Genomic DNA, 21,332 nt, shown 5'->3' on the forward strand with positions numbered 1-21,332 from the left:
AGCACCACCGTTGTGGTTAACGCATAGCTGCTGCCGCTACCGGGCCTCCGAAAGCCGCAACCATTGGAGAACACGCGCCTCTGGGTCGGCGGCCGTAAAGAAATCAGTAATAACCGCCAAACTGTCCGCCCCGGCCTCGAACACGCCGGCGGCGCGTTCCGGCGTCAGGCCGCCGATCGCGACCAACGGCAAGCCGCCAAGCTTTTTCCGCCATTCCCCAATTTTCTCAAGACCTTGCGGCGCCCATGGCATGGCTTTGAGCTTGGTCTCGTAGATCGGACCAAGCGCCACATAATCGGGCTCGGCCGCCAGAGCGGCTCCAAGCTCCGCTTGATCGTGGGTCGAAATCCCGATTTTGATACCCGCGAGCTTTATCGCCTCGAGATCGGCGGTTCTGAGATCGTCCTGTCCGAGATGTATGTAATCGGCACCGGTATCGAGCGCCGTTTCCCAGTAGTCGTTAAGAACAAGCTGACAATTATGTTCGCGGCAGATCGCGAGCGCCCGCTTCGTCTCCGCGGCAACCTCGGCTGACGAGGCGTCCTTGATCCGAAGCTGCACGAACTTCACTCCGAGCGGAACGATGCGTCCGAGCCAACCGGTGTCGGGCACGATTGGGTAGAAACGGGCGAGCTTGGGCTGCTGTTCGGATGTCAAGGCACACTCAATCGAGATCGAAAAACGGTGTCCCTGCGACGGGCGTCGAAGGCACCGCCATGTCGCGGGCCGGGATCAGCCCCGCTTCGAACCCGAGGCGGCCCGACTGGATCGCCGATGCAAACGCCGCCGCCATCTTCACAGGGTCGGCAGCTTTCGCAACCGCCGTGTTGAGCAACACGGCGTCGTAGCCAAGCTCCATCGCCAGCGCCGCATGCGACGGTGCGCCGATGCCCGCATCGATGACGAGAGTCACATCAGGAAAATAGGCGCGCAGGCTCGTCAGCGCCTGAATATTGGCCAGTCCCCGGCCGCTGCCGATCGGCGCGCCCCAAGGCATGATGACTTGGCATCCCGCGCGCTGCAGCCGTTCCGCGACTGAGAGATCTTCCGTTGTATAGGGCAGAACCTTGAAGCCGTCGCGGCTGAGCGAGCCGGCCGCTTCGACCAGTCCGAACACGTCGGGCTGCAGAGTATCGTCGTTGGCGATGACTTCGAGCTTGATCCAATCCGTTCCGAAAAGCTCGCGCGCCATCTGAGCCGTTGTGATGGCTTCGCTCGCCGTCCTGCATCCAGCCGTATTCGGAAGCACGCGGACGCCGAGATCCTTGATGATGTCGAGAAAGCGCTCGCCGGCTTTTCCGCCCGCAGCCTCGCGGCGCAACGACACCGTTACGATTTCGGCTCCCGATGCCTTGACGGCATTCGCCAGAATGGCCGGAGACGGATAGCCTGCCGTTCCAAGCAGAAGCCGCGATGAGATCGTCTCTCCATAAACGGAGAGCGCGCGCCCCGAATGCAACGCCTGATCGCGAATGTTCATTTTAAGCGCAACTAACCCTTTTAGCCGCCCTGCCGAGCAGAAACGATCTCGACGCGGTCACCATGGCGGAGCGTCGTCGTAGCACGCCGCGCGGCCGGTACGAACTGCCCGTTGAGCGCCGTCGCGACCTTCGCCTCGGACAAGCCGCGCTCGTGAACGAGCTCGGCGAGCGTACCGGCGCCGCTGGCGGTCTTCTGCCCGTTTACAAACAGCTCGTTAGTTGTTTCGTGTTGTAGCATCGCTCAAATGACCTGCGGGCCGGAAATAGGCATTTTTATCGTCGTTTACCAGAGCGTTCGCCGGATTTTTAACGCATATAATCGAGACGGGTCAAAGGGACCCGCCAATCCGCCGCAATTAGCATCTGAATCTCCGGCATCGAACTTGAGGATCAGCCGATGTTTTCCCGCTTGATGTCGTCCCGCCGCTTTGCCCCGCTCTTTTGGAGCCAGCTCTTAGCGGCACTGAACGACAACTTGCTGAAGAACGCGCTCCAGATGCTAGTGGTCTACAAGCTCGCAATGGAAAACGGTCCGGCACTCGGAACGCTTGCGGGCGCGGCGCTCGTGCTTCCATTCTTCGTTTTCTCTGCACTCGCCGGTCAGCTCGCGGACAAGTTCGATAAGGCAAAGGTCGCAGCGCGCGTCCGCCTGTTTGAAATCCCGATCGCCGCAATCGCTGCCGCCGGTTTCCTGTTACCGTCGGTCGCCCTGCTGTTCGCAGCGCTCGTTCTCTTCGGCACGCTGAGCGCGTTCTTCGGCCCGGTGAAATACGGCCTGCTGCCAACGCATCTCGAAACCAAGGAACTCCCCTCAGGCAATGCGCTGATCGAAGGCGCGACCTTCCTCGCCATCCTGATCGGAACCATCGGCGGCAATCTCGCGTCCGGCGGCGAGACGGAAATCATCATTGTCGCCAGCGCGATCATCGGCATCTCGGTTCTCGGCTGGCTTTTCGCGCGCTTCATTCCGCCCGCGCCATCGTCGGTGCCGGATCTCGTCATCGATAGAAACGTCTTTACATCGACGGCCACACTGTTGAAGGACCTGCGCGGAGACAGGCGCATATGGCAAGGCGCGCTCATCACATCATGGTTCTGGCTGGTTGGAGCCGCAGTGCTGGCGCTGCTGCAGAACCTCATTCCGCAAGTGCTCAACGGCGCACCGTCGGTCTACGCACTTGCGCTCTTCACCTTCGCGGTCGCGGTCGCGGTGGGATCGATTGCGGCCGCGCGAGCCAGCACCAATCGTCCCAATCTCGCTCTCGTTCCCATCGGCGCATTGCTGATGGGCATCTTCCTGCTCGATCTCGCGTGGCTCGCGTCGGCGATGAAGCCCGCGCCTGCGCCCCTCAGCGCGGCAGAGGTCCTGACGTCCATCGAGGGCCTTCACATGCTGATCGACCTCGCTGGCATCGCCGTCGCCGGCGGCCTTTTCATCGTGCCATCGTTCGCAGCCGTACAGGCCTGGTCACCCGTCGAGCGTCGCTCGCGCGTCATCGCAGGCTGCAATGTTCTCTCCGCCGCATTCATGACGCTGATCGGCATCGCGATTGCGGGCCTCCAGTTCGAGAAAATTTCGGTCTCGCTTCCCTATGCTGGTCTCGGAGTGGCAAACCTGATCGTCGTTGGCCTCGTCCTTCGGGCCTGGGGCGCCGAGGGCGTAAAAGACGTCGTCGTCTTCCTGTTCAAGACGTTCTTCGGGCTTGAAGTCCGGGGCCTTGAAAACCTGCCCAAAGCGGGCGAGCGCGCAATCATCGCCCCCAACCACGTCAGCCTCCTCGATGCCGGATTGCTGAACGGACTGCTTCCCTCCCACAGCGCCTATGCGGTCGATACCGATATCGCCAAGACGTGGTGGGCGAAGCCGTTTCTGAAGCTCGCGCAATTCTACACGATCGACCCGACGCGTCCGCTCGGCATGCGCCATCTGATCCAGGCCGTCAAAGACGGAGCTTCGCTCGTGATCTTTCCCGAGGGACGCCTGACCGTGACCGGCGGACTGATGAAAGTCTACGACGGCACGGCGATGATTGCGGATAAGGCAGATGCGCCCGTCATTCCCGTTCGCATCGATGGCCTCGAGCGCTCGCATTTCGGCTATCTCAGCAGCTCTCAGACCAAGAAGGCCTGGTTTCCGAAAACGACGGTGACCATTCTCCCGCCCGTTTGGCTTAGGGTCGATCCGGCGCTCCGTGGCAAGGCACGGCGGCAGGCGGCAGGCGCCGCTTTGCAAGACATCATGACCGACTCTGCGGTGCTGACGACGCCGATCGATCAGACGTTGTTCGAAGCGCTCGTCGTCGCTCGCAAAACGCGGGACACCGGCAAGCCCGCAATTGAAGATCCGCTGGGCAGCAAGCTGTCTTACAAGAAGCTGATCGTCGGCGCTCAGGTTCTCGGCGCGAAGCTCGCACCGATGTTGCCGCCGCCCGCATCGGCCGTCGGCGTACTGTTGCCGAACTCCGCAGGCGTCGCCGTTACGTTCTTCGCTCTGCAAACGATCGGCCGCGTACCGGCGATGCTGAACTTCTCCGCGGGACCGGCCAACGTCGTCTCCGCCTGCAAGGCGGCAAACGTCTCCGTCGTTCTGACCTCCCGCGCCTTTGTAGAGAAAGGCCATCTGGAAGCGCTCATTCAAGCCATCGAACCCGTTGCGCGCGTGATCTATCTCGAAGACGTGCGCCCGACGATTACGTTTCTCGACAAGCTCAAGGGCATCGCGCAAGGCGGCAGACCGCAAGTCCAGGCCGACTTCAATGCGCCGGCCGCAATTCTCTTCACGTCAGGTTCCGAAGGCACGCCGAAAGGCGTCGTGCTCTCACACCGGAACATACTCGCCAACTGCGCTCAGAGCCTCACGCGCGTCGCCTGCAACGGCACGGACAAGGTCTTCAATGCCCTGCCCGTCTTCCATTCGTTTGGCTTGACAGCTGGCCTGCTGATGCCGCTCGTCGCGGGCGTGCCCGTCTATCTCTATCCGACACCGCTTCATTACCGCATCATTCCGGAACTCGTTTATCAGTCGAACGCCACGATCATGTTCGGCACCGATACGTTCCTCGCAGGCTATGCACGCGCCGCCCATCCATATGACTTTGCGCGCGTTCGCCTCGTGCTCGCAGGCGCCGAGGCCGTAAAGGACCGGACGCGTCAACTCTATATGGATCGCTTCGGCGTTCGCATTCTCGAAGGCTACGGCGTGACGGAAACGGCGCCCGTTCTCGCAATCAACACGCCGCTAGCGAACAAGGCGGGCAGCGTCGGCCGCCTCTCGCCGCTGATGGAAGCGCGCCTCGATCCCGTTCCCGGCATCGAAAACGGAGGCCGCCTCTTCGTGCGCGGACCGAACGTGATGCTCGGCTACTACCGCGCCGAAAATCCGGGCGTCCTCGAACCCCCGGCGAACGGCTGGCACGACACCGGCGACATCGTCGAGATCGACCCGCAAGGCTTCATCATGATCAAGGGCCGCGCCAAGCGCTTCGCCAAGATTGGCGGCGAGATGATCTCGCTGTCCGCTGTCGAGGCACTGGCCGCCGAGCTTTGGCCGCACCAGGTTACGGTCGTCGTCGCGCTGCCCGACCCGCGGAAAGGCGAGCGCCTCGCGTTGCTGACGACCGATGCTAACTGCACGCGTGACGCCTTCGCACAGTTCGTGCGGAGGAAAGGTGTGAGCGAGCTGACAACCCCGGCCGACATTCTCGTCGTTAGCAAAATTCCGCTGCTCGGCTCCGGCAAGCCCGACTACGTCGCGGCGCTCGAACTCGCAAAACAGGCATTGGCCGCAAAAACGGCGCCGTCAGGGGGCGTCGAACAACGGCCCCTCACGCCGGCCGTCTGACAGGTATTCCAGAACCGCCCGCGCTAGAACCGGCGCGAGAAGAAATCCGTGCCGGTACGCGCCGTTGACGCGAATGATGCCGCGCGTGTCATCGACGATGATCCGCGGCACGTTGTCGGGAAACGCCGGCCGAACCCCCGCACCGATCTCCAGTACGGAGGCTTCGCCGTACGCCGGATGCAGAGCATAGGCCGAGCCTAAGAGATCGAGCGCCGAGCGCAGCGACATCGGGCCATCATCTTCCCGCTCGATCACGGTCGCACCGACGACGAACCGTCCATCTCCTTGCGGCACGACATAAATCGGCTGACGCGGATGCAAGAGACGAACCGGCCGCGACAGGCTCACGTCTTTGGTTTGAATGAGTACGCGCTCACCACGCACGCCCCTAAGCGCCGGCAGATCATCGCGGGCGCCGATGCCCCGGCAATCGATCGCAACGTCGGGAGATGCGCCGTCCCAACGAGTTTCGAACGCGATATCCGCGCCAAGCTTTCGAAGCTCCTCCAACAGCCAGGCCATCGCCTTGTGCGCATCGACGTGCGCTTCGTTCTCGAAATAAAGGCCGCGCTCGAAACGCCCCGCGAGCGACGGCTCGAGATCCGAAATGCGCGGCCCTGCAACAGCAGCGTAACCCTCGGTCATTTTTGCAAAGCGCGCGAGGTCTCCTGCGTCCCGCGCATGCGCCACGACGAGCGTTCCGTTGCTCATGATGCCGGAATAGGTCTCGCGCCAAATGCGGAGCCCTTCACGTCCCAAATCACGGACGATGAGCGGAGCGGCTTCAGCCTCGCATTCGGGCGCAATCATCGCCCCCGCCCATCGGCTGGATGACCGCGCGAACGGATCGCGGCCTTCTTCGATCAACCGCACGCGATGCCCGGCACGCGCCAGCGTATAGGCCTGCCAAAGTCCGAATATACCGGCGCCGACGACGAGAATGGATGATCTGCTCAAGGTCGAAACTCTTTTGTGTTTCGCATCCTCTAGCATCAATCGCCGAGAGCGACACCCTCGCGTCTGGGATCAGCGCCGCCGGTGAGAAGTCCATCACGCCTGATAATCATGTTCACGCCGGAGGTCATCGTCGCGCCCGAAACCGCCTGACCGTAGGATGTCAGCTCGTAGCCCGGCCACTCGATCGGCAGCGCGTATTCGATCAGGAATGGCCCGCCCTGACTGCCGAAGTTCGGGAACGACGCCGCTTGCTGCGCATCAAGACCCCAATCCAGCACGGCGACGAGCGTCTTCACCACATAGAGAATGATCTGCGAACCGCCCGGTGAGCCCGTAACGATCTCCGGCGTCCCGTCCCGACCGAGAACAATCGTCGGCGCCATCGAGCTTCGCGGCCGCTTGCCGCCCTCGATCGCGTTGGCGGCGGCCATGCCGGTTGCATCTACGGGAACGAACGAAAAGTCGGTCATTTCGTTGTTCAGGAGGAAGCCCTTCGCCCAAAGGTGCGAGCCGAATGCGCTTTCGATCGTTGCGGTCATCGAGAGCGCGTTGCCCTCGTCATCGATAATCGAAACCTGCGTCGTGCCCGGCACCTCGTAGGTCGCGTCCTTGCCGAAAGACTTTTTGGCGAGTCCTGGCGGCAATCCCGGCTCGGCCTTCGCCATCGCTTTTTTCGGATCGATCAACTTTCGGCGCTCCGCAAGATACCCGTCGTCGAGCAACCCCGACGGTATGGCAACGCGGTCCGGATCGGCGATGTACCGATTGCGATCGGCGAACGCGAGCTTCTCCGCTTCCGCGATGATGTGCAGAGCCGGCGCCGTCATCGCTGCCTTGGCGCCCTGAATCTCAGGGAACGGCTCGATCAGCTTCAGCGTCGCGCCGACGGTGAGCGCGCCCGACGACGGCGGACCCACGCCACAGACTTGCCGCTCGCGATAGGCGAAACATACCGGCTCGCGCTCCTTCGCCGTATAGGCAGCGAGATCGGCGGTGCTCAAATCGCCGGGAATGGTCGGCGCTTCCTTGACCGCCTGAACCATCGCATCGGCAATATCGCCCTTATAAAAGGCATCGGGCCCACGCGCCGCAAGCGTGCGCAGCGTCGCCGCGTATTCCGGATTTTTCAAAAGCGACCCAGCCGCTCTCTGCGCAACGCCGCCCTCAAAGAAATAGGCGCGCGCGTTCGGCGTGAACTTTTCCGGCTTCTCCGACTTCAGAAGTTCGCTGAGCCGCGGCGATACGGGAAACCCATCCTCGGCGAGCTTGATCGCGGGCTCGAAAAGCTTCGCCCACGGAAGCTTCCCGTATTTCTCGTGCGCTTGATAAAGGACGCGCAGCAGCCCCGGCACACCGACGCTCAGCCCCGAGTTCACCGCCTCCTCAAACGGCATTGGCTTGCCATCGCGCAGGAACCGGTCGGGCTTCGCCGTAGCGGGTGCCGTCTCGCGGCCATCGAACGTCGTGGTGGTGCGCGTTTTGGCATCCCAGTATGTGATCAGCGCGCCGCCGCCGAGCCCGGAAGATTGCGGCTCGACAAGGCCGAGAACGAGTTCCGTAGCAATGGCCGCATCAACCGCCGATCCGCCTTGCCGCAATATCTGCCGGCCCGCTTCCACCGCCGGCGGCTCTGCGGCAACGACCATATGCTGCTTGGCGACGACTGGTGCTTTCTCGCTTCTTCCCGACGCACCCTCGGGCGCCGGACGAAACTCCTGCGCCAGCGCCGTTCCTGCGGCAAGCGACCACAAGATCGCGAACAGAATTCTAAAGCTCATCAAATCCCCGCAAGTGACCCGAACGAATAACACTATCGCCGGACCGCAAAAAGCAAGATTAAGGTCGGGTCATCAGTGGCGAAACACATGGGTGTACAAGATGCCTTTTTCCATAAGAAAAAAAGTCCTGCTCGCGTTGGGTGCACCGGCACTCTTCGCCCTCGGCGCCGCGACCGCCATGGCCCTTGCGCCCTCGATAAGTGTCGTTCCTCTCCTTGAAACGACGAAGACGGTCGTCGGCGAGCCCATCGTCTACCCGACCGGGGCACCCGCAAAGATCACAGCGAGCCTCATCAATCTCTCGCCGGGCGCCACAACCGGTTGGCACAAGCACGGCATTCCGCTGGTCGGGATGATCATGGACGGCGAACTGACCGTCGACTACGGAGCCAAGGGAAAGCGAACATTCAAACCGGGCGAAGCGTTCGCCGAAGCGATCAACGAAACGCATCAGGGCACGAACACGGGGACAGATATGGTTCGGCTCTTCGTCGTCTATATGGGTGCCGAAGGCTTGCCGACTTCGGTGCCAGAAAAAGCGCCGGAATAATCCGCCAGCAAATCAATAACTCTGCTGAACGAAGCTCTCCGGCGTGCCGTCCTCGGGATTGACGAAAATAATATCCTTGGGATCGCGCCGGGGCGTATCGACGGAGAGAAAAACGACCGGCTCTTCGATGATGTCCGGCAGCGCATGCACGGTTCCCTTCTCGAAGAACAGCAATTGCCCAGGACCGAACTCGCTGATCGTCGAAGCATCGTTCATCCAGAAAGTGCCACGCCCTGAGAACACGTAAAGATATTCATCGCACGTCGCGTGATAGTGCGGCGGTGTCGGCTTGTAGACCCTGAAGACACGCGCGCTCGCCGCGTCGCGGTTCGTGAGATAGCGATCCACCAGCAGCGTCGCCGCCGAATTCGGAAACGACGCGGCAACCTCGCCGATATCGAACCGGCCGAAACTCGGCTGCTTGGACTTTTCTTCCATGAACTCAATCCTCGTTCGAATTATCACGAATTCGTAAGGTTGGCGCCCAGCCGACAGTCCAGTGGCAATTCCGGCACGCCTCGCGCTTCCTTGTGCATACCATAGCGACATCGGCTGTTTTTCGCTTGGACGCTCGACTAGGTTCCGCCCCGGAAGATCTGATTTTTCGGAGGGGAAAATGCGCTCATTGAAACTCGGCGTTGCTGCAGCTGCAGCGATGCTTGCACTTTCTGCAGCGGCTCAAGCAGGCGACTGCCTGCGGGTCGGCGCGATCGGCGACGGCCTGACTCACGACCTCGCGGTTATCATGTCGACGCACGGCTTGGCCAACATCATCGAGGCGAAGGGGCGCACGCCGAAGGGCGCGGTCCATACGTCCTGCAAGCCGGGCACGTTCGGCACGCAGTGCGAGTCATCGCAGGTCGCCTGCAAAAAATAACGGCATTTGCAGACTTCGACGGCTAACGCATCACCGCGCGGATCTCTCCGCACGGTGATGTTTTCGTTTAGTGGAAGTCCCGCGATTTCGGAATGATGCGAACATTGCGCGGATGACGCGGTTTCGGCTCGCGTGAGAACCGCGGATGGATCCGCCGCTCGTCCTTTCGGGCCGGATGCGCGGAGCCGGGCTCAGGGTGCAGCACCTCATCCGCGTTCGCATGCGGCACGTCCATGTCCACCGCCCATTCGGAAAGACGCAGCAGCCAATCGCTTCTGTCGATCAGTTTCGTCGAAACCACGTGAATGATATTTGCGTGCTCTTCGACCTGGTTTTGAATGCGGCCCTCGATCAGAATGAGCCGCGATGTCATCACGACCTTGCGAAAACGTTCGAGCATATTCGGCCAGATGATGGCGTTCGTAACGCCAGTCTCATCCTCGATCGTCATGAACACGACGTTGCCCGCTCCCGGCCTTTGCCGGACGAGCACGACACCTGCCACTCGGACAAAAGCGCCGTTCTTCACGTCTCGCAACGCCTCGCAGGAGAGCACGCGCTCGCGGCGAAAATCCTCGCGCAGAAACGCCATCGGATGCTCTTTGAGCGATAGACGCAGCGTCTGATAGTCGTTGACGACATGCTCCGAGAGAGCCATCTCGGGCAATTGGACGTCGGCTTCCTTTCCAGTGTCCTGCGTCTCGCTCCAGGAAAAGAGCGGCAGCGGCGGCGCATTGGCGAGCGCCTTGACTTCCCAGAGAGCCTGCCGGCGATCGAGCCCAAGCGAACGAAAAGCATCCGCCGCCGCAAGCTTCTCGAGCGTGCTGACGCTTCTGCGCTTGGCAACATCCTGGATGCTTTGAAATCTCCTGTTTGTCCCGTGCTTCTGCGTCTCGGGTACAGGCGGAATGAGCGTCGGAAGCTTCCTGCGCGAAGCCCGCTTCGTCTCCGGAGCGGCGTCCGGAACCTCGTGAATATCGGCTTCGCTGAGGCCATCGATGAGACGCAACCCGAGCCGCAAAGCCGGACCTTGCCCATCGAGCGATGGCTCCAATGTGGAATCCCACGCCGAGAAATTGACGTCCGCTTCCCGAACCTCGACGCCATGCTCACGCGCATCCCGCACAATCTGCGCAGGTGCGTAAAAACCCATGGGCTGCGAGTTCAAAAGCGCGCACGCAAATGCCGCCGGATAACGGCATTTGATCCACGCGGACACATAGACGAGCAGCGCGAAGCTCGCCGCGTGGCTCTCGGGAAAGCCGTATTCGCCGAAGCCCTTGATCTGCGAAAAGCAGCGCTCCGCAAATTCCCGCTCATAGCCGCGCCCGACCATCTGCGAAACCATTTTCTCTTCAAGCAATCCGATCGTGCCGACACGGCGAAACGTCGCCATCGCGCGACGCAAATCACTGACCTCTTTGTCGGTAAATTCCGCAGCGACCATCGCAAGGCGCATAGCTTGCTCCTGAAAAAGCGGAACTCCCAAGGTTTTGCCGAGGATAGTCCTGAGCTCATTCTCGTCGCCTCCTTTCGGATATGGATAGACCACCTCCTCGACCTTGGCGCGACGCCGGAGATAGGGATGCACCATATCGCCCTGGATCGGACCGGGGCGCACGATCGCAACTTCGATGACGAGATCATAAAATATCCGCGGCTTGAGGCGCGGAAGCATGTTCATCTGCGCCCGGCTCTCGACCTGAAACACGCCAAGCGAATCCGCCTTGCACAGCATGTCGTAGGTAGGCTTATCCTCGCGCGGCACCGTCGCAAGCGTATATTTTTCGTCGTGATGCTTCTCGATCAGATCGAAGGCTTTGCGGATGCAGGTCAACATGCCGAGCGCGAGAACATCGACCTTCATCAATCCCAGCGCCGCGATATCGTCCTTGTCCCATTCGATGAAGGTGCGGTCCGCCATCGCCGCGTTGCCGACCGGCACCACCTCGACCAAAGGACCGCGCGTCAGCACAAAGCCGCCGACGTGCTGCGACAGATGCCGTGGAAATCCCATCAATTCCTGCGCATACTTCATCACCGCCGCAAGCGTCCGGTCTGTGGGATCGAGCCCGGCGCCGCGAACGTGCTGCTCCGGTGGAACGCCACCTCCATGCGTTCCCCACACCATGCCGGCGAGTGCCGAGATCGTATCTTCCGAGAGGCCGAATACCTTGCCGACATCGCGCACCGCCGAGCGCGAACGATAGGAAATGACAGTTGCAGTGAGCCCCGCACGGTCGCGACCGTAGCGCTCGTAGATCCATTGAATGACCTCTTCGCGCCGCTCGTGTTCGAAATCGACATCGATATCGGGTGGCTCCAGACGCGCGGACGAGATGAAGCGCTCGAAGAGCAGATCGACCTCGATCGGGTTGACCGCCGTGATACCGAGGCAATAACAAACGACCGAGTTCGCCGCCGATCCGCGCCCCTGGCAGAGAATGTCCCTGGATCTCGCGAAGGCAACAATGTCGTAGACGGTCAGAAAATACGGCGCGAACGTGAGTTCACCGATCAGCTCGAGTTCTTTCTCGATCGTGTCCCGAACCTTTTCCGGCACGCCTTCGGGAAAGTGGCTTTGAGCACCTCTCCACGTCAGATCAACAAGATGCTCCTGCGGGGTCTTGCCCGGAGGCACAGGCTCGTCCGGATATTCGTATTTGAGATCACCGAGCGAAAACCGGCAGGCTTCGACGATGTCGAGCGTCCGCGCGAGCGCCTCTTCATGGCCTCTGAAGAGGTGCGCCATTTCTTCGGGGCTTTTGATGTATCGCTCGGCATTGGCTTCGAGCCGGAGGCCCGCTTCGCGAAGCGTCGTCTTCTCGCGAATGCAGGTGACGACATCCTGCAGCGGACGGCAGTCAGGGTGATGATAAAGCACGTCGTTGGTCGCGACGATCGGTGTGCCGCACTGGTCGCCAAGTGCGGCGAGTGCCGCGATGCGCGATCGGTCATCCCCGCGATACGTATGCGACGCCGCAAGATAAAGCGGCGCATGACCCACCGCCGCTCTGATCCGCTGCAAGGAGATTTCCAGCGTCTCCCTCTCCCCGCGAGCGGGGAGAGGGTTGGGGTGAGGGGCAGCCTTATTCACCGTCGAATCTTTCGGCCCCTCACCCTGCCCCTCTCCCCGTGAAGAACGGGGAGAGGGAATATGGAGATTCCCCTCCCCCTTGCGGGGAGGGGTTAGGGGTGGGGGACTGCAACGATCGCTTACACCCCTCCCCGTCGAGGGGAGGGGAGCAGAACTGTCCAAACGTTCGCGCACAAACGGAAAAATCTTCGCACCTTGATTTTTTGTCTTACTCGGCTTGCCTGTCGAGGATACGGCCTCCCGCCAATCCCAATCGTCCGGCGGCAGCGCGATGAAGATCTGGCCTTCCGCATGCGCGGCGACATCGGCGAGATGGAGAATACACTTGCCTTTGTCCGCCTTGAGTTGCCCATGCGAAAGCAAGCGGCAGAGCCGCCCATAGGCGGCGCGATCCGTCGGATAGACGAGTAAGCTCGGCGCATCTTCGAGATCGAGGCGCGCGCCGATCACGAGACGAATTTTAGATTCCTCTTCCCCGTCTTCGGGTTTCGCCGCCACGTACGCACGCACGACACCGGCGAGCGAATTGCGGTCCGTCACCGCAATCGCCGAAAGACCTAGCGCTTTCGCTTGCTTGACAAGATCCTCGGCATGCGAGGCCCCGCGCAGAAACGAGAAGTTCGTTGTCACCTGCAGCTCGGCGTAGCGAAGGGTCATGGACGCCGCCTCACGCAAAGAGCCCATGCAAAAACCAGGAAGGCCGCTCAGCTGCCTCTTCGCCCTCGTAAAGGCCGTGCCGGAAAACCCAGTACATCGCGCCTTGCTGATCCTCTATTCGGTAATAATCGCGCGTGCGCGGCCGCTTCTGATCTTCATCGAGATAGAGCGTTCGCCACCATTCGGGTGCAATCCGCTCCGGTCCCTGCGCACGCGCCACACGACGCTCGACGCGCCGCCAGATGAAGCTCGCCGGCGGTCCATCCGGCACGCCGGCCGTGACTTCGATCGGCTCCGGCCGCGAAAGCATGAAGGCCGGGCGAAGCAATCGCTTCGGAGAGGGCCAAGGCGGCGCATAGGTCGCGACGCGCGAGGCGGAAGTTTCAGCCGCCCAAACATCGAGCGCCGAAAGCCGCAGCTCCGCGCGTTCCGGGATGTGGCTTCCCTGAGGACGCAAAACCGTGATCGCGTCGCGCCCGAACCGATTGGCGAGACGATCGACAAGCTCCGACGGATCGCGAAAGGCGGCGCCCTGCGGTGTCGCAAAACCTTTCTGACTGGCTTCGCACCTTCCCGCACGCACCGCATCGAGACGGAGAATATCGATCCCGAAGCCGGCGTCGATGTTTGAAAATTTCTCACTGAGCAGCGCCATCATGTGGCGAGCGTCATGACAAGGCGTGCTCATGGCCGCTGCTATGGTCCCGCTCGTGCCGTCGGCGCGATAGAACGCCAAGCGAAGAACCCGCGCGCCAAGATCCTTGGCCGCGAGCGCCAGAGCAAGTTCACCCGCAAGCTCGTTCGTGAAGGCTTCCAGAGCTTCCGAGGAAATCAGCGGCTCGGCAAAAGCCCGCGCCACCGAAAGAACCGGCGGCGGCTGCATCGGCCGGCGTGGCTCCTCCAGCATCCCGAGCGCCAGATCGAGCCGAACGAGAACGGCGGCGGCGACATCGGAGGAACGAAACCGGCGCGCCAGGCTATCGCGCGGAATATCGTAGAGCTGGCCAACGTGACGAAGGCCCAATCGCTTCAGCAGCAGAATACGCGGAGCATCGAGCCGCAGCGCCTCGACGGGAAGAAAGCGGATCGCCGCGCGCGTTTCACCGGCCGGTGCCATCGCCCACGCCGCATCGGGCGGACAGCCGAAACGGGCGAGCGCGTGCGCGGCACCAAGCGTATCGGCCAGCCCCACCTGCACGGCAACGCCGAACGACAAAAGCTGCCGCGTCATGTCATCGAGCAGATTCTCTTCGCCCCCGAAGAGATGAGCGACGCCCGTAATATCGATCCACAAGCCGTCGCTGCCGTCGACGTGCCGATTGGGACCGTAGCGGCCGGCCCAGCGCGCAAGCTTCAAAAGCGCAATACGGTCCTTCTCAGGCTCAGCAAGACGCGACAAGAGACCCGGATGCGCCGCCCTGGCATCGGTAAGCGACGTCCCCGTTTCGATCCCGAGACGTGCGGCGGCGTCATTGACGGCCACGATGACGAGACCGTGCGCGCCGCTCTCAATAAGCGCGAACGGCTGCTCGGTCGGTACGGCCGCCGGCTCCGCGCGTTTGAGCCGAAAGATCGGCCATGACGGAAGCCAAATCGAAACGACGCGTTTCATCGTTCCACTCCAGAAACATGGGGGGACGCGCAGCGCTTTCGGGACGCGCCCGGCAGCGTTCGAGCGCAATCGAAAAGCGCGGCGCTCCGGGCGCCCGCGGTTCGAAAGATTGGGCAGCACTCGCAATCCGCTTCACGCGCCATCGCGTGGCCGTGGCTCCGGCAGGCTCGGAAGCGGGATGCGTGACGAGAAGGCAAGGCGTTGCTGTTTCCCCGGCCGCAAGGCTCAAGCGGCGCGCCGGCGTCAACTCCGCCTCTTCGACAACGCCGATGACGACGGCGAGGCTTTGAGCCCGCAGGCTCTCCTCGATCGCATTCAACGCGTCGCCCGCACGCGCCGTCTCGACGATCAGGAGGCGCGACGGATCAAGACCGAGACTGGCAAGGCCCGCCGCCGACGGAGACCCGAATTCGCCTGCAAGCTGCCGCGGCCAGCACCAGAGCACCCAGGGCCTCACCAGCGAAGCGGAAGCATTGGCTCCCTGCACCGCCGCGAAGGTGTCGATCCGGCGGACCGCAAGACGCGCCGCAAAACCGATCCCCGCCATCCAATCCGCCGCCGAAGCGCCGCGAACGGCGAAAGACTGACCCTTGATTTCATGGAGAGAGTTCGTCTCGAGCCCTCTCGGCAGGAGATCGTCGCACGCCGGACAGCCAAGCTCCCAAGAGACCCGGCGCCGCCCCGCCCGGGGCAATGAGGCACTTTCCGGGGCAGACACAGCCGCGCCACGGCGCGGCGCATGCCGCTCGATATGCAGAATGCGCGAACGCAAATTCTCGATAACTGCATCCTTACCGGTAGGCAAAACCGGGGCAGACGTGGAAACTCTTGGGTCCAAAAGGAACCTCATGGTAAAGAAGTCCGTTTAGGGAACGCCTTCAGTGAAATCCCAAAAATGTTCTTCTTTTGTTCTAATACAGGCTGTTCAATTCGTCAAGACTGCGCAGACAAAGAACGAACTCAGATTTTACAGTCATCAAACCGCAACACATGTTTCGAAAATTCGTAAAACCCTAGGAAAGTCAGTGGGGCAGAATGCAATCCGTATGGAACTGTGACTTCCCTGCTCTGCCCCCGAAAACGAGACTGAATTATACCGACCCTTCACCATTAGAAGCACAGGATGACCCCCTCATCCTGCGTTTAGGGTATATTGTTGTTCACCAAATCCCGGAGCATCCCCCCGATGAGCCTGCCGCGTTTCATGAGCGGATTAACCATCGCCACCATCGTCATGGCAGGCGGGTTGATGTCCGCAGCATCGGCGAAAGCCGAAGACCTCGTAGATTTCCTCTGGGGCGGCAGCCCCGAGTACGGCGGCGGCCGCAGCATCGTAACTTTCGACCCACAGTATAAACCGGGCCAGATCATCGTCTCGTTCTCGGACCGCCGGCTCTACTGGATCACGAAGACCGGCGAAGCGATGACCTATCCCGTCGCTATCCCGACCGGCGAAGCCCGCTGGCAGGGCGTGACATCCGTAACGAACAAGCGCGTCAACCCGCCGTGGACGCCGACGCCGGAAATGGTCAGCAAGAACCCGCGCCTGCCGCGTTGGGTCCCGGGCGGCCATCCGATGAACCCGCTCGGCATCCGCGCCATGTATCTCGGCACCAGCGCCTACCGCATCCACGGTACCGACGCGCCCTGGACCATCGGTCAGGCCGTTTCGCACGGCTGCATCCGCATGACCAACGAGGACGTGCTCGATCTCTATCCTCGCGTGCCGGTCGGAACGCGAGTCACGGTCACCTGGCAGCAGTTCTCGACGAAGACGGTTGCTTCCGGCGACAAGTATCCCCGCTACGGCGATGCCGATTCAAATCCACGGGCTGCCTCCGCGGCGCCTGCTTCGGCAAGCTCGACATCTCAGTCTTCGTCGGCATCGGCGTCCGCGTCATCAAGCTCGTCGAACTATGAATATGGTGCATACGCCCGCAAAACGCCGAGCACGCGCACCGCGAGCAGCCAGTCGGATGACAGCGGTTTCTTCTTCTGGGATGAGAAGCCGAAGAAGACAGCGTCTGCGTCGGAGGCCGCTCCGGATGCACAGGATCAAGTGTCCCGTGACGCCACGAAGGATGACGACGATCAGGCCCTAGCGCCAAAGCCGTTCGACAAGAAGAAAACGTCGGAGCAGTCGCTTCAGCAGAAGGACGCCGAAAGGGCGCCGGTGTCGAAGCACAAGTCCTCCGAAGCGAAATCGGAAGCAAAGTCCGAGATGGAACAGTCGGCTTCGGCTGAGTCCGCTTCGAAAAAGAAAGTGGCGGAGACGCCGAGCGTGAAGAAGAAGACAGCGACCGCTTCTGCTTCCACGCACGAGCCGCTGGCCGACCCGGTCATGAGCCCGGCGATGGAAGTTCCGGATCCTGTCAAGCCAGCAGAAGGCTCAGGCTCCGGCAGAGAATCGGACCCGACAACGAAGGCCTCAGCTACGGATGCGGACGCGCTTCCCGTTCATAAGGCAGTTGTTCAGGTTCAGTAACGGAACAGCCGATCTGATTGTCATGAGTTCGAGGGCGGCCAGCGTGCCGCCCTTTTCTTTTGAAGGCCGCATCTGCGCCCGCAGCGGCCTGCATGAATGGGCGTCTGTTACATTCGCGCTGCAGCGGTTAGTATAGGCGGAAGACTTGTCCCAAGCCTGATGATGCCCTTGGTAACTTTGCTCGACATACCCGGCACGACGCCACGCCCGCGCCACCCTGAAAAAGTCGCGCACGCCGAAACGCCGTCATTGCCGAAGCCGCCTTGGTTGCGGGTCCGCGCCCCAGGCTCGCAAGGCTACGACCACACGCGGGCCATCGTTCGCGAACACAAGCTGCATACGGTCTGCGAGGAAGCGGCTTGCCCTAATATCGGCGATTGCTGGCAGAAACGGCACGCCACCATGATGATCATGGGCGGCGTATGCACGCGCGCCTGCGCCTTCTGCAACGTCGCAACCGGCTTGCCTTCGGTCCTCGATCCTGACGAGCCGCGACGCGTTGCCGAAGCCGTCGCGCATCTGGCGCTCGAGCACGTGGTCGTAACCTCGGTCGACCGCGACGACCTCGCCGACGGCGGAGCCCGCCACTTCGCCGAAACCATCCGCGCGATTCGAGAAGCAGCCCCCGAGACGACGATCGAAGTCCTGACGCCGGACTTCCTGCGCAAGGAAGGCGCCCTCGAAACCGTGATTGCAGCGAAGCCTGACGTCTTCAACCACAACCTCGAAACGGTGCCGGCTCTCTATCTGCGCATTCGCCCCGGCGCGCGCTACTTCCATTCGCTGCGGCTCCTGCAGCGCGCCAAGGAACTCGACGTTCAGACCTTTACGAAATCCGGAATCATGGTGGGCCTCGGCGAGAAGCGCGAAGAAGTCCTGCAAGTCATGGACGATCTCCGCTCGGCCGGCGTCGACTTCCTGACAATCGGCCAATATCTGCAACCGACGCGAAAGCATGCCGCCGTCGATCGCTACGTTTCGCCGGATGAGTTCGAGGGTCTGGCGCAAGCCGCACGCGCTAAGGGATTTCTGCTCGTCGCGGCGTCGCCTTTCACACGGTCGTCATATCATGCGGGCGATGATTTCCGCCGCCTTCAAGCCGCCCACCGCGAACGCGCTTCGTCTTAATCGCTCACCTCGGCAAGCAGGACGTTCATGCCAAAATTCGCGGCCAATCTATCGCTGCTGTTCAACGAAATGCCGTTTCTCGATCGCTTCGAAGCCGCCGCCGCCGCGGGCTTCGAAGGCGCCGAATTTCTTTTTCCTTACGAGTTCGACGCCGACGATATCGCTGCCCGTCTGAAGGCAAACGGACTGCGCCAGGTGCTCTTCAATTTGCCCCCCGGCAATTGGGAAGCGGGCGACCGCGGCATCGCGATTTATCCGAACCTCGTCGGCGAATTCCGCGATAGCGTGGAGCGCGCCGTAAAATATGCAAAAGCTCTGGGCTGCACGCAGCTCCATTGCCTCGCCGGCATCGCGCCCCATGGCGCCGACCACAGGGCCATGCGGAAAACCTATGTCGAGAACTTGCGCTTCGCTGCGAAGATTCTGGCCGGCGAAGGCATGACGCTGCTGATCGAACCCATCAACACCCGCGACATCCCCGGCTACTTTCTCGATTCAACGGCCAAGGCCGCCGACATCATCGAAACGGTGGAAGCGGAAAACCTGCGTCTTCAGTACGACGTCTATCACATGCAGATCATGGAAGGGGATCTGACGCCGACCATCGACAAGTACCGCAACATCATCGCCCATATCCAAATCGCGGACACGCCAGGCCGCCATCAGCCGGGCACCGGCGAGATCAACTATCCCTTCATATTCCGGCACCTCGACAGCGTCGGCTACAAAGGATGGGTGGGCTGCGAATACAGGCCGCTCGCCTCCACCTACGACAGCCTCGCCTGGTTCAGAGCCCTGAAATCGAAGTCACAGACGGCATAGCCGCCGGACTGCGACGCCATTCACTCCGTCGGCTCGGCAATGCCTTCCTTGACCACCTTCTCCGTCAACTCCGGCGTGCAGAGCGCGAGAAACCGGTAGGCGAAACCACGCAAGAAGCGGCCGCGGCGTAGCGCGATGCGTGACGTCGATTTCGGAAAGAGGTGCGAAGTGTCGAGCAGCGTTAAACCTGCGTCGCGGTTCGCATTATACGCCATGGAACCGACAATGCCGATTCCAAGCCCGACTTCGACGTAGGTTTTGATGACATCTGCGTCGAGCGCAACCATCACGATATCGAGCGCCAGATTGGCCTTAGCGAAGGTCGCATCGATCGCGGGTCGCCCCGTGAACCCTTCGTGATAAGTAATGATCGGCCATTCCGCGATTTTTTCCAGGCTCACCGGCGTCTCGCTTTCGAGCGGATGCCCCTTCGGCACGACGACACCGTGATGCCAGGAGTAAAACGGGAAAGTCACATGCTCTGGCGTATCCTCCAGCGCTTCGGTGGCAATGCCGATGTCCGCCGTGCCGTCGTTCAGCATCGCGGCGATGTCTTTCGGCGTTCCCTGGTGCAAGACGAGGTGCACGTTCGGGAATTCCCGGCGGAAAGCCGCGATCGGCCCCGGCAACGCATAGCGCGCCTGCGTATGCGTCGTTGCGATGACGAGCTCGCCGCGATCCCGTCCGGCAAACTGATCGGCAAGCCGTTTGATGTTGGCGGTATCGAGCAGAATGCGGTCGACGATCAGCGCCAGTTCCTTGCCGGGCTCTGTGAGACCGAGGAGCCGCTTGCCCCGGCGCACGAACAGTTCGACACCCAGTTCGTCCTCGAGGTCTTTGATATGCTTGGAAACACCAGACTGTGACGTGTAGAGCGCATTGGCAACTTCGGTCAGATTGAAATTGCGGCGTAGTGTTTCGCGGATGATGCGAAGTTGCTGGAAATTCACGAAGCTGCCTTTGTTGTGTTCTGAATTGGAAAGACGCTCAAGCGCCGCCCCCTGAGCTTCACGTGCTGACCGGTCGACAACCCGAGCGACTGAACTTCCGTACCCGGAATCTCAACCTCGAAGAAGTCTTTCCTTCCCTCACGCGCGTCGCCATTGGCCACAAGTTCTACCCGGGCGACGGCGCCGCTGCCAAGAATTCGATTGATGCTCGCGGATACGCCATCGTCAGACTGCGAATTCGCAACGATTTCAGTATCATGCGGACGGCTGAAAGCGATGACCTCCTGGCCGTCTTTGAAGCTTCCGGTCTCGAAGCGCAAGCGCTCGTCGCCGACACGCACGAAGCCGCCGTCGACACGGCCGCGGAACTCGTTGACCGCCCCGATGAATCCGTATGCGAAAGCCGTCGCGGGTTGCTCATAGATCTCTTTCGGCGATCCTATCTGCTCGACGTTGCCCTTGTTGACGAGAACGATCCGGTCGGAAACTTCAAGCGCCTCCTCCTGGTCGTGTGTCACGAAGATCGACGAGATATGCAGTTCGTCATGCAGCGTCCGCAGCCAGCGCCGAAGCTCCTTGCGGACCTTGGCATCGAGTGCGCCGAAAGGCTCGTCGAGAAGCAGAACGCGCGGTTCGACGGCAAGTGCCCTCGCAAGCGCGATGCGCTGTCTCTGCCCGCCCGAAAGTTGCGAGGGAAAGCGGTTCGCCACCCAACCGAGTTGCACCAGATCAAGCAGACGCGTCACCTTGGCGCGAATTTCCTTTTCGCTCGGCCGCTCGCGGCGAGGGCGCACACGCAGGCCGAACGCGATGTTTTCGAACACCGTCATATGCCGGAAGAGCGCGTAATGCTGAAACACGAAGCCAACCCGACGCTGACGGACATCCTTGTCGGTCGCATCTATGCCGTCGAGCACAATGCGGCCTGAGTCGGGATGCTCAAGGCCGGCAATGACGCGCAACAGCGTCGTCTTCCCACAACCCGACGGGCCAAGAAGCGCCACGAGCTCACCATCCGGAAAATTGAGCGAGACGTTATTCAGCGCTGTGAAGCTGCCGAACGTCTTGTTGACATCAATGACCTCGATGCTCATGAA

17 protein-coding genes and 2 pseudogenes are annotated in these 21,332 nt (G+C 61.5%); 7 read left to right on the forward strand and 12 right to left on the reverse strand.

The window, feature by feature from the left end:
* Positions 1 to 36: 36 nt before the first annotated feature.
* The 3 genes from AB4Z24_RS05765 to thiS are packed head-to-tail and all read right to left on the reverse strand — an operon-like array spanning position 37 to position 1,719.
* On the reverse strand, positions 37 to 657 hold the full coding sequence (locus AB4Z24_RS05765) for a thiamine phosphate synthase (protein WP_441706459.1): 621 nt from the start codon (positions 655 to 657) through the stop codon (positions 37 to 39).
* A gap of 7 nt (positions 658 to 664) precedes the next feature.
* Positions 665 to 1,480 carry a thiazole synthase gene (locus AB4Z24_RS05770; protein WP_441706461.1) on the reverse strand — a complete coding sequence of 272 codons (816 nt, stop codon included), beginning with the start codon at positions 1,478 to 1,480 and terminating at the stop codon, positions 665 to 667.
* Positions 1,481 to 1,500: 20 nt separating this feature from the next.
* Positions 1,501 to 1,719, reverse strand: coding sequence for a sulfur carrier protein ThiS (gene thiS, locus AB4Z24_RS05775; RefSeq protein WP_441706463.1), 219 nt, complete (start codon positions 1,717 to 1,719; stop codon positions 1,501 to 1,503).
* Positions 1,720 to 1,878: 159 nt separating this feature from the next.
* Between thiS and AB4Z24_RS05780 the strand changes: the two genes are divergently transcribed.
* Positions 1,879 to 5,322, forward strand: coding sequence for an acyl-[ACP]--phospholipid O-acyltransferase (locus AB4Z24_RS05780; RefSeq protein ID WP_441706464.1), 3,444 nt, complete (start codon positions 1,879 to 1,881; stop codon positions 5,320 to 5,322).
* Here AB4Z24_RS05780 and AB4Z24_RS05785 read toward each other — a convergent pair.
* Positions 5,281 to 6,279, reverse strand: coding sequence for an FAD-dependent oxidoreductase (locus AB4Z24_RS05785; RefSeq protein ID WP_441706466.1), 999 nt, complete (start codon positions 6,277 to 6,279; stop codon positions 5,281 to 5,283). The two genes, AB4Z24_RS05780 and AB4Z24_RS05785, sit on opposite strands and share 42 nt — an antisense overlap.
* 35 nt (positions 6,280 to 6,314) lie before the next feature.
* A complete protein-coding gene (gene ggt, locus AB4Z24_RS05790) occupies positions 6,315 to 8,057 on the reverse strand; it encodes a gamma-glutamyltransferase (protein ID WP_441706468.1) in 1,743 nt (580 codons plus the stop codon).
* Between the two features lie 100 nt (positions 8,058 to 8,157).
* On the opposite strand from ggt, the gene AB4Z24_RS05795 reads away from it, so the two are divergent.
* Positions 8,158 to 8,607: a cupin domain-containing protein gene (locus tag AB4Z24_RS05795; protein ID WP_441706470.1), complete on the forward strand. Its 450-nt coding sequence runs from the start codon at positions 8,158 to 8,160 to the stop codon at positions 8,605 to 8,607.
* 12 nt (positions 8,608 to 8,619) lie between these two features.
* On the opposite strand, the gene AB4Z24_RS05800 is transcribed toward AB4Z24_RS05795, so the two are convergent.
* Positions 8,620 to 9,045, reverse strand: coding sequence for a cupin domain-containing protein (locus AB4Z24_RS05800; RefSeq protein ID WP_441706472.1), 426 nt, complete (start codon positions 9,043 to 9,045; stop codon positions 8,620 to 8,622).
* A 178-nt stretch (positions 9,046 to 9,223) separates the two neighbouring features.
* On the opposite strand from AB4Z24_RS05800, the gene AB4Z24_RS05805 reads away from it, so the two are divergent.
* Positions 9,224 to 9,484: a hypothetical protein gene (locus AB4Z24_RS05805; RefSeq protein ID WP_441706473.1), complete on the forward strand. Its 261-nt coding sequence runs from the start codon at positions 9,224 to 9,226 to the stop codon at positions 9,482 to 9,484.
* 67 nt (positions 9,485 to 9,551) lie between these two features.
* Here AB4Z24_RS05805 and AB4Z24_RS05810 read toward each other — a convergent pair whose 3' ends face one another.
* Together AB4Z24_RS05810 and AB4Z24_RS05815 are read right to left on the reverse strand one after the other, a co-directional pair.
* Entirely contained in the window at positions 9,552 to 13,238 is a 3,687-nt protein-coding gene (locus tag AB4Z24_RS05810; protein WP_441706475.1) for an error-prone DNA polymerase, read from the reverse strand.
* Between the two features lie 10 nt (positions 13,239 to 13,248).
* Positions 13,249 to 14,097 carry a DinB/UmuC family translesion DNA polymerase gene (locus AB4Z24_RS05815; protein ID WP_441706824.1) on the reverse strand — a complete coding sequence of 283 codons (849 nt, stop codon included), beginning with the start codon at positions 14,095 to 14,097 and terminating at the stop codon, positions 13,249 to 13,251.
* Here AB4Z24_RS05815 and AB4Z24_RS05820 point away from each other — a divergent pair.
* Positions 13,996 to 14,286 (forward strand): annotated as a pseudogene (locus AB4Z24_RS05820) (hypothetical protein); the annotation flags it as partial. The gene AB4Z24_RS05815 and the pseudogene AB4Z24_RS05820 overlap by 102 nt on opposite strands.
* A gap of 171 nt (positions 14,287 to 14,457) precedes the next feature.
* Here the strand turns inward: AB4Z24_RS05820 and AB4Z24_RS05825 are convergent.
* Positions 14,458 to 14,850 (reverse strand): annotated as a pseudogene (locus AB4Z24_RS05825) (Y-family DNA polymerase); the annotation flags it as partial.
* Positions 14,747 to 15,700 carry an ImuA family protein gene (locus AB4Z24_RS05830; protein ID WP_441706477.1) on the reverse strand — a complete coding sequence of 318 codons (954 nt, stop codon included), beginning with the start codon at positions 15,698 to 15,700 and terminating at the stop codon, positions 14,747 to 14,749. The gene AB4Z24_RS05830 and the pseudogene AB4Z24_RS05825, both read right to left, overlap by 104 nt.
* A gap of 336 nt (positions 15,701 to 16,036) precedes the next feature.
* Here AB4Z24_RS05830 and AB4Z24_RS05835 point away from each other — a divergent pair, with 336 nt between their 5' ends.
* The 3 genes from AB4Z24_RS05835 to otnI all read left to right on the forward strand — a co-directional run bounded on the left by AB4Z24_RS05835 (position 16,037) and on the right by otnI (position 19,285).
* Positions 16,037 to 17,335 (forward strand): L,D-transpeptidase family protein, encoded by a 1,299-nt coding sequence (locus AB4Z24_RS05835; RefSeq protein WP_441706479.1) that lies wholly within the window; start codon positions 16,037 to 16,039, stop codon positions 17,333 to 17,335.
* A gap of 162 nt (positions 17,336 to 17,497) precedes the next feature.
* On the forward strand, positions 17,498 to 18,463 hold the full coding sequence (gene lipA, locus AB4Z24_RS05840) for a lipoyl synthase (RefSeq protein WP_441706481.1): 966 nt from the start codon (positions 17,498 to 17,500) through the stop codon (positions 18,461 to 18,463).
* A gap of 27 nt (positions 18,464 to 18,490) precedes the next feature.
* A complete protein-coding gene (gene otnI / locus AB4Z24_RS05845) occupies positions 18,491 to 19,285 on the forward strand; it encodes a 2-oxo-tetronate isomerase (RefSeq protein WP_441706483.1) in 795 nt (264 codons plus the stop codon).
* 20 nt (positions 19,286 to 19,305) lie between these two features.
* On the opposite strand, the gene AB4Z24_RS05850 is transcribed toward otnI, so the two are convergent.
* Both AB4Z24_RS05850 and AB4Z24_RS05855 read right to left on the reverse strand, forming a co-directional pair.
* Entirely contained in the window at positions 19,306 to 20,235 is a 930-nt protein-coding gene (locus AB4Z24_RS05850; RefSeq protein WP_441706485.1) for a CysB family HTH-type transcriptional regulator, read from the reverse strand.
* Positions 20,232 to 21,329 carry a sulfate/molybdate ABC transporter ATP-binding protein gene (locus AB4Z24_RS05855; RefSeq protein WP_441706487.1) on the reverse strand — a complete coding sequence of 366 codons (1,098 nt, stop codon included), beginning with the start codon at positions 21,327 to 21,329 and terminating at the stop codon, positions 20,232 to 20,234. The genes AB4Z24_RS05850 and AB4Z24_RS05855 overlap by 4 nt, the downstream gene beginning before the upstream one ends.
* Between the last annotated feature and the right edge of the window lie 3 nt (positions 21,330 to 21,332).

The sequence above is a fragment of the Hyphomicrobium sp. 2TAF46 genome, assembly GCF_052114865.1.
GTDB lineage: Bacteria > Pseudomonadota > Alphaproteobacteria > Rhizobiales > Hyphomicrobiaceae > Hyphomicrobium_B.

Bases quoted from the DNA above. Each gene is read 5' to 3' on its own strand.
- AB4Z24_RS05855 (WP_441706487.1), bottom strand. From the start codon at position 21,329: ATGAGCATCGAGGTCATTGATGTCAACAAGACGTTCGGCAGCTTCACA.
- lipA (WP_441706481.1), top strand. From the start codon at position 17,498: ATGCCCTTGGTAACTTTGCTCGACATACCCGGCACGACGCCACGCCCG.
- AB4Z24_RS05805 (WP_441706473.1), top strand. From the start codon at position 9,224: ATGCGCTCATTGAAACTCGGCGTTGCTGCAGCTGCAGCGATGCTTGCA.
- AB4Z24_RS05770 (WP_441706461.1), bottom strand. From the start codon at position 1,480: ATGAACATTCGCGATCAGGCGTTGCATTCGGGGCGCGCGCTCTCCGTT.
- AB4Z24_RS05810 (WP_441706475.1), bottom strand. From the start codon at position 13,238: ATGACCCTTCGCTACGCCGAGCTGCAGGTGACAACGAACTTCTCGTTT.
- AB4Z24_RS05800 (WP_441706472.1), bottom strand. From the start codon at position 9,045: ATGGAAGAAAAGTCCAAGCAGCCGAGTTTCGGCCGGTTCGATATCGGC.
- AB4Z24_RS05780 (WP_441706464.1), top strand. From the start codon at position 1,879: ATGTTTTCCCGCTTGATGTCGTCCCGCCGCTTTGCCCCGCTCTTTTGG.
- thiS (WP_441706463.1), bottom strand. From the start codon at position 1,719: ATGCTACAACACGAAACAACTAACGAGCTGTTTGTAAACGGGCAGAAG.
- AB4Z24_RS05830 (WP_441706477.1), bottom strand. From the start codon at position 15,700: ATGAGGTTCCTTTTGGACCCAAGAGTTTCCACGTCTGCCCCGGTTTTG.
- otnI (WP_441706483.1), top strand. From the start codon at position 18,491: ATGCCAAAATTCGCGGCCAATCTATCGCTGCTGTTCAACGAAATGCCG.
- AB4Z24_RS05795 (WP_441706470.1), top strand. From the start codon at position 8,158: ATGCCTTTTTCCATAAGAAAAAAAGTCCTGCTCGCGTTGGGTGCACCG.
- AB4Z24_RS05835 (WP_441706479.1), top strand. From the start codon at position 16,037: ATGAGCCTGCCGCGTTTCATGAGCGGATTAACCATCGCCACCATCGTC.
- ggt (WP_441706468.1), bottom strand. From the start codon at position 8,057: ATGAGCTTTAGAATTCTGTTCGCGATCTTGTGGTCGCTTGCCGCAGGA.